Genomic DNA, 7640 nt, shown 5'->3' with positions numbered 1-7640 from the left:
TGTTGAATCATTCCTCGACCCTCACTAACACCGAACTGCTTGACCTGTGGCTACACGGCAAGAGCAAAAACACCATCGACGGCTATCGTCGCCATGCCGAGCGGTTCTTTTGTCATGTCAATAAACCCCTGGCAGATTGCACCCTCATGGATATTCAACTGTGGGTGATGACACTTCATTGTTCTGATAATTCCAAACGGGTAGCAGTGGGGGCAATCAAAAGCCTACTTTCTTTTGCTAAACAGTTGGGGGTGGTATCGGCTAATTTGGGAATACTGATTAAGTCACCCAAATCAAAGAATAGATTGGCAGAGCGAATTCTCACTCAAGAGGAAGTACAACTACTCATAAGTTCTACGACTAATCCCCGTGATCATGCAATTATTCGTTTACTTTACCTTGCGGGTTTGCGAGTGTCGGAACTATGCGGTTTGAAATGGCGCGACCTCAAAGCCCGTGTTGATGGGGGGCAAATCACCGTGTTTGGTAAGGGTGAAAAAACGAGAACCGTGCTGATTGGGGCTGGTATGTGGAAAGAAATTAACTCTTTAAAGGGGTATGCCAAACATGATGACCCAGTATTTGTTTCAGCTAAGGGTGGCCATCTGTGCCGCAGCATGGTTTTTCATATTGTAAAGAAGGCAGCAAACAACGCTCTTATTGAGGGAAATGTATCACCCCACTGGTTAAGACATAGCCACGCTTCCCATAGTTTAGATAGGGGTGCGCCAATTCACCTACTACAAAAAACGTTGGGGCATAGTTCGGTGGCGATTACGGAAATGTATCTTCATGCTAGGCCAACTGATAGCAGTGGATTGTATTTGCCTGATGATGAGTAATATGTCAGATTCAATTGAGCGTCAAACTATCTGTTGTTATCGCCTTGAACATAGTTGCCTTGAATACGTTCGTTATAGTTGCCGCCACCTGTCTTGATATTGCGATCGCTAAATAGTTTCCGACGCGATCTGTTTGCAGCAGCGCTGAGTGCAAAGCACACGCAGCGCGTTCGCTATCGCTTTTAGCGGGCGCTCCGCGCCATCGCACAATCGGCAAAGTCTTCGTCTAATGGTTCCAGGGTAGAAAGTGTTTCCAGGAGGGATTTTTTCTGAATGGGGGAAATAATGGCGAAGGGGATACCATTTTGGATGATGGTCAGGGGTTCGCCTGTTTTTTGAGCTTGGTTAATTAGGTTTTGGACGGTTTCGGGAAGTTCTGCAAGGGTAATTTGTTTCATGGTAGTTTCTGGGGTGAGGGAGCTACTTTGACTGCTAATCTGGTTTTTTGGTTTTCTGGCTATCTGGTTTGCCAAATTTCTGGTTTAACGCCTCAATGATCACTGAAGTTACAGTAATCCCCTGCTCTTTAGCTTTAGACATCCAGTAGCGACGCTCTTTAATAGGAACTTTAATGCACAGATTGACAAGCTGTTCCTGTTCTGGTAAACCAGATTTTTGGTTTTCTGTATTTATGGTTTCCTGGTTCTCTGGTTCTCTAGCTTTTTTAATCAAATCGCCGTACTTACTCATTGTAAAATCTCCATCACTTCCTGACCCAGAGCAACATAATCTGCCCAAGCTGCTTTCAAACGGGAGTCATCAATATCTCGAATAGAAACACCTGCCATTGCTGCTTTCTCAAAGCCGACAGTACGCCGGATCATGGACTTGAATACAGGAATCCCACCTTTTGATAGTTCTTGTTGCAAAGCTTCCCCCTCCTTACTGGGGTGTGGTGGAACAATAGTCAGCAAACAGCGATAGTTAGATTTACCCAAATCTTTGACCATCAAGAGCATTGGTTCTAAACTTACAATGTCTGGTTTTGTAGGCAATATCAACAGGTCACAACCTTTAGCTAATTCCTTTAAATCATCTGAATCTGGCCTAGCTGGGGTGTCAATAACTACAAATTTTGCTTCGGCAATTACTTTTAACGCTTGACGTTCATCCACTGTGTGGAACGGAAATGATCCGCGTTTTGACCAAGCCAATGCGGTACGGTTTTGGTCGCCGTCTACAAGGACGGTTTGACCCTGACTACTCAATACGGTTGCCAGATGTACTGCTGTGGTACTTTTCCCTACCCCACCTTTGTATCCAGTGATAGTGACAATCTTTTTTTCCATAAATCTGGTTTTCCATAAATCTGGTTTTTTGGTTTTCTGGTTTTATCTCTAGCATACTGGAAAATGTTAGATGTAAATCCAATGCCAGGTTTTATTGCCTTTAAGCCAGATAAGGGTTAGAGTCAAGACAAGCGGTATACGACCGAATTAACGGACTGGACATAAAACCAGTAGCAAGGGGTAAAATCAACCCACAGCAGTTAGAGCTACTGGACAAACTTGACAAGCAGATCAGGGGTGGTGGTGCGATCGCAACAATGCAAGCAGATCGTACCCTCCATAAAATGGGGGTGGTTTAGTCTAAAAAGTCTGCTACTCGCTACCCTTTAACTGTGATTGGAAGGGAGCGGGCTGCCAGCCAAGATTGAACTAGAAAGCCAATGTATGCGATTGTTCCACACACTTTTGTTAACGAGGCTAACTTACTAAGTTTGTCCATAATTGCTACCCCCTTATCCCAGTGCTTCGGTTTAGGTAATTTATGTAAGAGTAAAACTATGAAACCAAATAAGAAACTTACTAGTTCAGTCTTTTCACGGATTTGAACCGCTCTCGCTTCCCCGAAGTCTATAATTTATTCACCTAATTCTAGCACTCCAGGCGATAGATTCGCTCTCTTCCCCTATTTCAGAATGAGTAATTGAGTAAATACTCATTTGAGGTTTGATTCATTTTTGAGTAAAAGCTCATTTGAGTAAACCCTCAAAATATCAAAGCATTCATTTTGTTACATAGCAAGTAGGCTATGCTTAATCCGTATGAAAAAAATTTATTGTCAATTACCTAATGCAGTCCACTTCTGAATTCCCTGTTATTTTAGTCACCGACACACATTATGAGTTTTCCAGAGATGAGGTGATAGGGACAAAACTTAAGTTTTGGTTTCAGCATGAAGAACTTGGTCATTGCCTGTATAAGCAAGTCAAGCAAAATTTAGGAGAAGATTGGGCAGAAAAAGTAGCGTCAGAGTTGTCTGAGCTTCTAGGATTACCTCATGCCACTTATCATTTAGCAAAATGGGAAGAAAATCACGGTGTAGTTTCGCCATACTTCCTTCCAGAATCTGGGACATTGGTTCATGGCAACGAAATACTTACTCCAATTGTGCCAGACTACCCCACTCTTCTCTTCTACGGCAATAAACAACATACAATAGATATAGTGTTGAAAGTGATTGAAGCAGATAATGTAAATCTCCCTATCGGCTGGACAGCACCAAACGGCATTCAAAAAGCCGTAGAGGTGTTTCTTGGCTATCTATTGTTAGATGCCTGGATTGGCAACGGAGATCGTCATGATCTAAACTGGGGTCTTGTACGAAATAAGGCGACATCTACCACAGCAGAAACGGTACACTTAGCACCCACCTATGACCATGCCTCATGTTTGGGACGTGATCTCTCTGATGAACAGAGACAAAAACGCTCAATAGAGGCATACGCAAATAAATGTTATTCTGCTTTCTATGGCAGTGTTGAAGACAAAAAACCACTTAAGACTTTTGATGTATTTCACCAAGTTGCACATCGTTATCCCAAAGCTGCCCATGTATGGCTGGAGCGTCTTGAAAGCATCTCAAGAGCGAATACTCTCTTAATTTTTAGTCGAATTCAGCGAGAGCGTATCTCAACTATCGCGGTTGAATTTGCCCAAAAGATTCTTGAATTTAACCAACACAGGCTGCTTAATTTAAGGGAATCAATACAGTGAAAACACCTCAAACACTATTTTTAGCTTGGCAAGACTTCAAAAGTCGCTCTTGGTTTCCCATCGGTAGGTTGACATTTGATGGAACGAGGTACAAGTTTGTCTACATCCAGGGTGTGGAAGAAGCACAACAGGCGTATTACTTTGAGCCTTTGTCTTCCTTTCCTTACTTAGATCAAGTATATACATCAAACCATTTATTTCCCGTCTTCTCTAATCGAGTGATGCCTCCTTCACGTCCTGATTATGCAAAATTCCGTCAATGGCTGAATATTCCAGAACATGAAGATGACATTCTGGCAATTTTAGCCCGTAGTGGTGGACAACGGGAAACAGATAGTCTTGCTGTCTTCCCTTGTCCAGAGCCAGATGAAGAAGGGAGATATCAACTTCACTTTTTCGCCCACGGGCTGAGACACCTGCCTAAATGTACAGTTGAACGCATTAATAACTTCAAACCAGGAGAGAAGTTGTGGTTAGCTCACGAATTTCAAAACAAATATGATTCTCAGGCATTAATTCTAAATACAGAAGACCACCATATTGTAGGGTATTGTCCGCGTTACTTACGGAGTGAAGTTTTTGAGCTTCTCCAGAAAGACCCTAGTTCAGTAGACCTGTGTGTAGAGCGTATAAATTTATTACCAACACCACTCAAATTCCGTCTATTATGCAGTATAACTGCTCAGTGTGAAGACGACTTTCGCCCCTTTTCTAGTCAAGAATATCAGCCGCTCGTAAAGGAAGATATTGAAACGACATCTTTCCTTTCTCGTACTTCAGGCTGATTCGCCCTTGCTGTGCGTAACGCTTCAAAAGCCCGGACACTTACGCCAATAAAATCTGCTGCTTCCTGTTTAGGGACTTCCAATAAATAAATTATCCAAATGAACGAACCACAAAGACGCAGAGCAGAGGACACGGAGTTATGAGGGTTTGAGAGTTTTTTTGCGTTAAGTGATTGAGTGTTTTTTTATTTGTAAGTCCCTTATTCATTGCCAAAACTCGCCAAAAGAATATATTATGCCATGTGGTGAAATTTAGAACGTCTTATGGCTGGCTGGATTGAGAAAATGATCGGGAATAGGCGATCGCCTCTTGCAGAATATAGCCATTTTAATCTTTTTAAAAATATGAATTGATTTACTACTCTATCCTAAAATGGAGCCTTGACAGTTTCTTTTGTGTAAGCTATGTAGCCATTGAACCAGTAGAAAAACATTAAATAACTTTAATTATTCTGTTCAAGAATGAGATGTGAATCTATACATTTTATTAATTTTGGAATATATATATTATTAGAGAATTTATGTTTAAGAACAATAAGTTTTTTTTGAAATTCTAGCCAATTATTTTTTTCAAAATTATTTATTTTTAGACATTTTTCAAATATTGTACAAAAACGTTCTACACATCTATGACCCAAATAAATTTGTTCATTAATAAGAAAATTTTCTAAGATATAAATCCATTGTTCTTGATTAATAAATTCAACAACTGCTAGTAAATAACAGCTGTTACTATCAGCTTTATCAAAAGAATTTGATTTAACAAAAGTTTCTATTATAGCAGATGTATTTTTCTTCAGAATAGGTTTAATTATTTCATTAGGAGTCTCATTCCACAAAATAAAATATTGAAGTAAATCATCAAAAGTCAATTCATCTATAAATATTATTTTTGAGAATTCAATTAATTTTTCATTAATTAATTGAATAATCTCTAAACTTTTTTCATCATCTTCCATATTTAATTTATGATTAATGAATGTTTTAGCATTAATAAAATTATACAAATCGTCTAAAGTAGTTTCTTCAAACTTCCTGCTTAAAATAAGTTTAAACAAATTTAGTGGTAATTTATTTATGTATTTAAACATTAATTTAACTAATGAATATAACTCATTTTCATCAAAATATTCATCAAATTTATCAACAATCGTTTGATCAATCAAGGAGTTCGATTGGTTATTAGCATATGATTTCATTGCAATTAATTGATTTATATTGGCAGATAGTCTATATTGTTCAATTAGAGGATAAATTATTTTTTCATGAAATACTAAACTTTGATATTTCTTACATATGAGTAAAAATTCTTTTGTTTCTTTTATACAATTTTTTATTTTTTCAATAACAGTATTTTGAAAAAAATCTATTTGAGAAGCTTCAACTAAAATATTTAAATTTTCATCATCAGAATTACTAATAGTAAGGTTATTTATAAAATATGTTAGTCTAACACGACATGGAGAATTTAAATAATCCCAGTTAGGAAATCTTGTAATATAAGTAATTACTTTTTTTAAATCTTCATCAGGAATTTTATTGATAATTATTTTAGATAAATTTTCGTTTAATATTGCTGTAACTTCGGATGGGTAAAGGGAATAAATAGCGTTTAATGCACAAAATAAACGTTTAGCTTCTTCATCATTGATATTTTCTATTAACAAATAATGAGTTAAGTCAATGATAATATCTTTAATCAAACCAAAACGGGCATTAGCTAATGGACTTACACGAAAATAATTAATTGCATCGTTTACTTCTAGTGGAAAATTTGGCGATATAATGTTGTTTTTGACTTGTTCAAAAGCTTTTCGTCCTTGAATAGGCGGATGTTGCAAAAAATGTATGACAGCACTTCTTAAATGATAACGAGCTAATTCTGCTGTAGCTTCAAACGGTTCTTCTAATGACTTAACTGAAGGATGAGCGCATCTACTTCGATCTTCAAATAATCTTATAATATCTTTTTCTTCAACAGATGAAATAAATTCATAAGTTGTTCTTGCTTTTTTGGGTATTTTATCTTCAAAATCCCATAATCCTTTATAATCATTACTATTAATTAAAGATTCAAAATGATTAAGCTCACTTATTGCATGAGCATCACATAGAATTTTTAATTCTCTTAACTTATGTAAATAATCAAATACGATTGCATTCCACGTAGAAATAATACAAGAACGAAAAGCGCCAGAACGATAACAATCAACAGCTTCTTTGAGCAAGATTTTAGCTTGTTTGTCTCTGCAAAGTAATATTAATTCATCTAAGTCAAGAAAGTAGTGGTTCATGAGAATATATAAATATTTAAAATTTATGAGTAAAAATAATTTTAGCGCTATTGAGTACAATTATATACAGCTTAACCCCTATGACAACCGCAAGCCAGGGTCAAAGCTAACTGAGGTCATCGACTTAGCCGCACTCGTTCCCGATGGCCCGATGGGGTAGCTTTACTTTCACTGTCAATCGTGTAACGAGTGACCAAAAGTATTGTACCTTCGTTGTGACCACGAAAGCGATATCAACCCATCAAATCCAACTTATCAATCCAAAGGCTACAACCTCCATTCTGTCGTTGGCTGATAAAACTTGCTTATGCTTGCAGCACGATGACCAATTGGAGGTATAGTCCGCAGCATTTAGTTGATTTGGCCGCATTTGTGAGAAAATTATTGATGCGTAGGCATCAAAAGCTAAAGCTCAGATTGTCAAATGTATGAAACGTGGCGTTAATGCAGGCGTTAGGCGTAGTAGGTATCTTGCTAGAAACCCTATATCTGCTCCTAGTTCAGAGTTTTACTCTAAGGGCGCACCGCATTTTCATTTAACTCTTTTTCTTTATCTTTCCTTTTGAACAATGATGAACCTGAATAAGCAATACGGCTAGTGAGAACAATTAGCATAACGATAAAAAATATAGAGTTAAGGACACCACCTGAGCTAATCCTCTCAAGAAAAATAAAGCCCAAACCCAATAACACAATGCTAACTATTGTAAGGGTCAGATT

At 37.7% G+C, this 7640-nt stretch carries 10 protein-coding genes; 4 read left to right on the top strand and 6 right to left on the bottom strand.

Going from position 1 to position 7640, the window contains the following annotated elements; genetic code table 11:
- On the top strand, window positions 1–842 hold an 842-nt coding region (locus tag VB654_RS23675; RefSeq protein ID WP_323216286.1), incomplete at its 5' end, for a tyrosine-type recombinase/integrase.
- Between the two features lie 26 nt (window positions 843–868).
- Here the strand turns inward: VB654_RS23675 and VB654_RS23670 are convergent.
- Genes VB654_RS23670 through VB654_RS23655 form a run of 4 tightly spaced genes read right to left on the bottom strand, consistent with a single transcriptional unit; the run spans window position 869 to window position 2131 of the window.
- Window positions 869–1003, bottom strand: coding sequence for a hypothetical protein (locus tag VB654_RS23670; RefSeq protein ID WP_323216285.1), 135 nt, complete (start codon window positions 1001–1003; stop codon window positions 869–871).
- 21 nt (window positions 1004–1024) lie between these two features.
- Window positions 1025–1240: a type II toxin-antitoxin system Phd/YefM family antitoxin gene (locus VB654_RS23665; RefSeq protein ID WP_323216284.1), complete on the bottom strand. Its 216-nt coding sequence runs from the start codon at window positions 1238–1240 to the stop codon at window positions 1025–1027.
- 34 nt (window positions 1241–1274) lie between these two features.
- On the bottom strand, window positions 1275–1532 hold the full coding sequence (locus VB654_RS23660; protein ID WP_323216283.1) for a hypothetical protein: 258 nt from the start codon (window positions 1530–1532) through the stop codon (window positions 1275–1277).
- On the bottom strand, window positions 1529–2131 hold the full coding sequence (locus VB654_RS23655) for a ParA family protein (protein ID WP_323216282.1): 603 nt from the start codon (window positions 2129–2131) through the stop codon (window positions 1529–1531). The genes VB654_RS23660 and VB654_RS23655 overlap by 4 nt, the downstream gene beginning before the upstream one ends.
- A 786-nt stretch (window positions 2132–2917) precedes the next feature.
- Between VB654_RS23655 and VB654_RS23650 the strand changes: the two genes are divergently transcribed.
- Window positions 2918–3841 (top strand): HipA-like protein, encoded by a 924-nt coding sequence (locus VB654_RS23650; protein WP_323216281.1) that lies wholly within the window; start codon window positions 2918–2920, stop codon window positions 3839–3841.
- The gene (locus VB654_RS23645; protein WP_323216280.1) at window positions 3838–4626 is read left to right on the top strand and encodes an HIRAN domain-containing protein; all 789 of its coding nucleotides are present in this window, start codon (window positions 3838–3840) and stop codon (window positions 4624–4626) included. Before VB654_RS23650 ends, VB654_RS23645 begins: the two co-directional genes overlap by 4 nt.
- 443 nt (window positions 4627–5069) lie before the next feature.
- Here VB654_RS23645 and VB654_RS23640 read toward each other — a convergent pair whose 3' ends face one another.
- Window positions 5070–6920, bottom strand: coding sequence for a hypothetical protein (locus tag VB654_RS23640; protein ID WP_323216279.1), 1851 nt, complete (start codon window positions 6918–6920; stop codon window positions 5070–5072).
- Here VB654_RS23640 and VB654_RS23635 point away from each other — a divergent pair.
- Window positions 6919–7080: a hypothetical protein gene (locus VB654_RS23635; RefSeq protein WP_323216278.1), complete on the top strand. Its 162-nt coding sequence runs from the start codon at window positions 6919–6921 to the stop codon at window positions 7078–7080. The genes VB654_RS23640 and VB654_RS23635 overlap by 2 nt on opposite strands.
- Window positions 7081–7433: 353 nt before the next feature.
- On the opposite strand, the gene VB654_RS23630 is transcribed toward VB654_RS23635, so the two are convergent.
- A partial coding sequence (locus VB654_RS23630; RefSeq protein ID WP_323216277.1) for a hypothetical protein occupies window positions 7434–7640 on the bottom strand: 207 nt, incomplete at its 5' end.

Source organism: Nodularia sp. UHCC 0506, from assembly GCF_034931045.1.
Taxonomy (GTDB): domain Bacteria; phylum Cyanobacteriota; class Cyanobacteriia; order Cyanobacteriales; family Nostocaceae; genus Nodularia.
The sequence above is the reverse complement of the archived record's forward strand: the minus strand, read 5'-3'. Positions and strand labels throughout refer to the sequence as shown.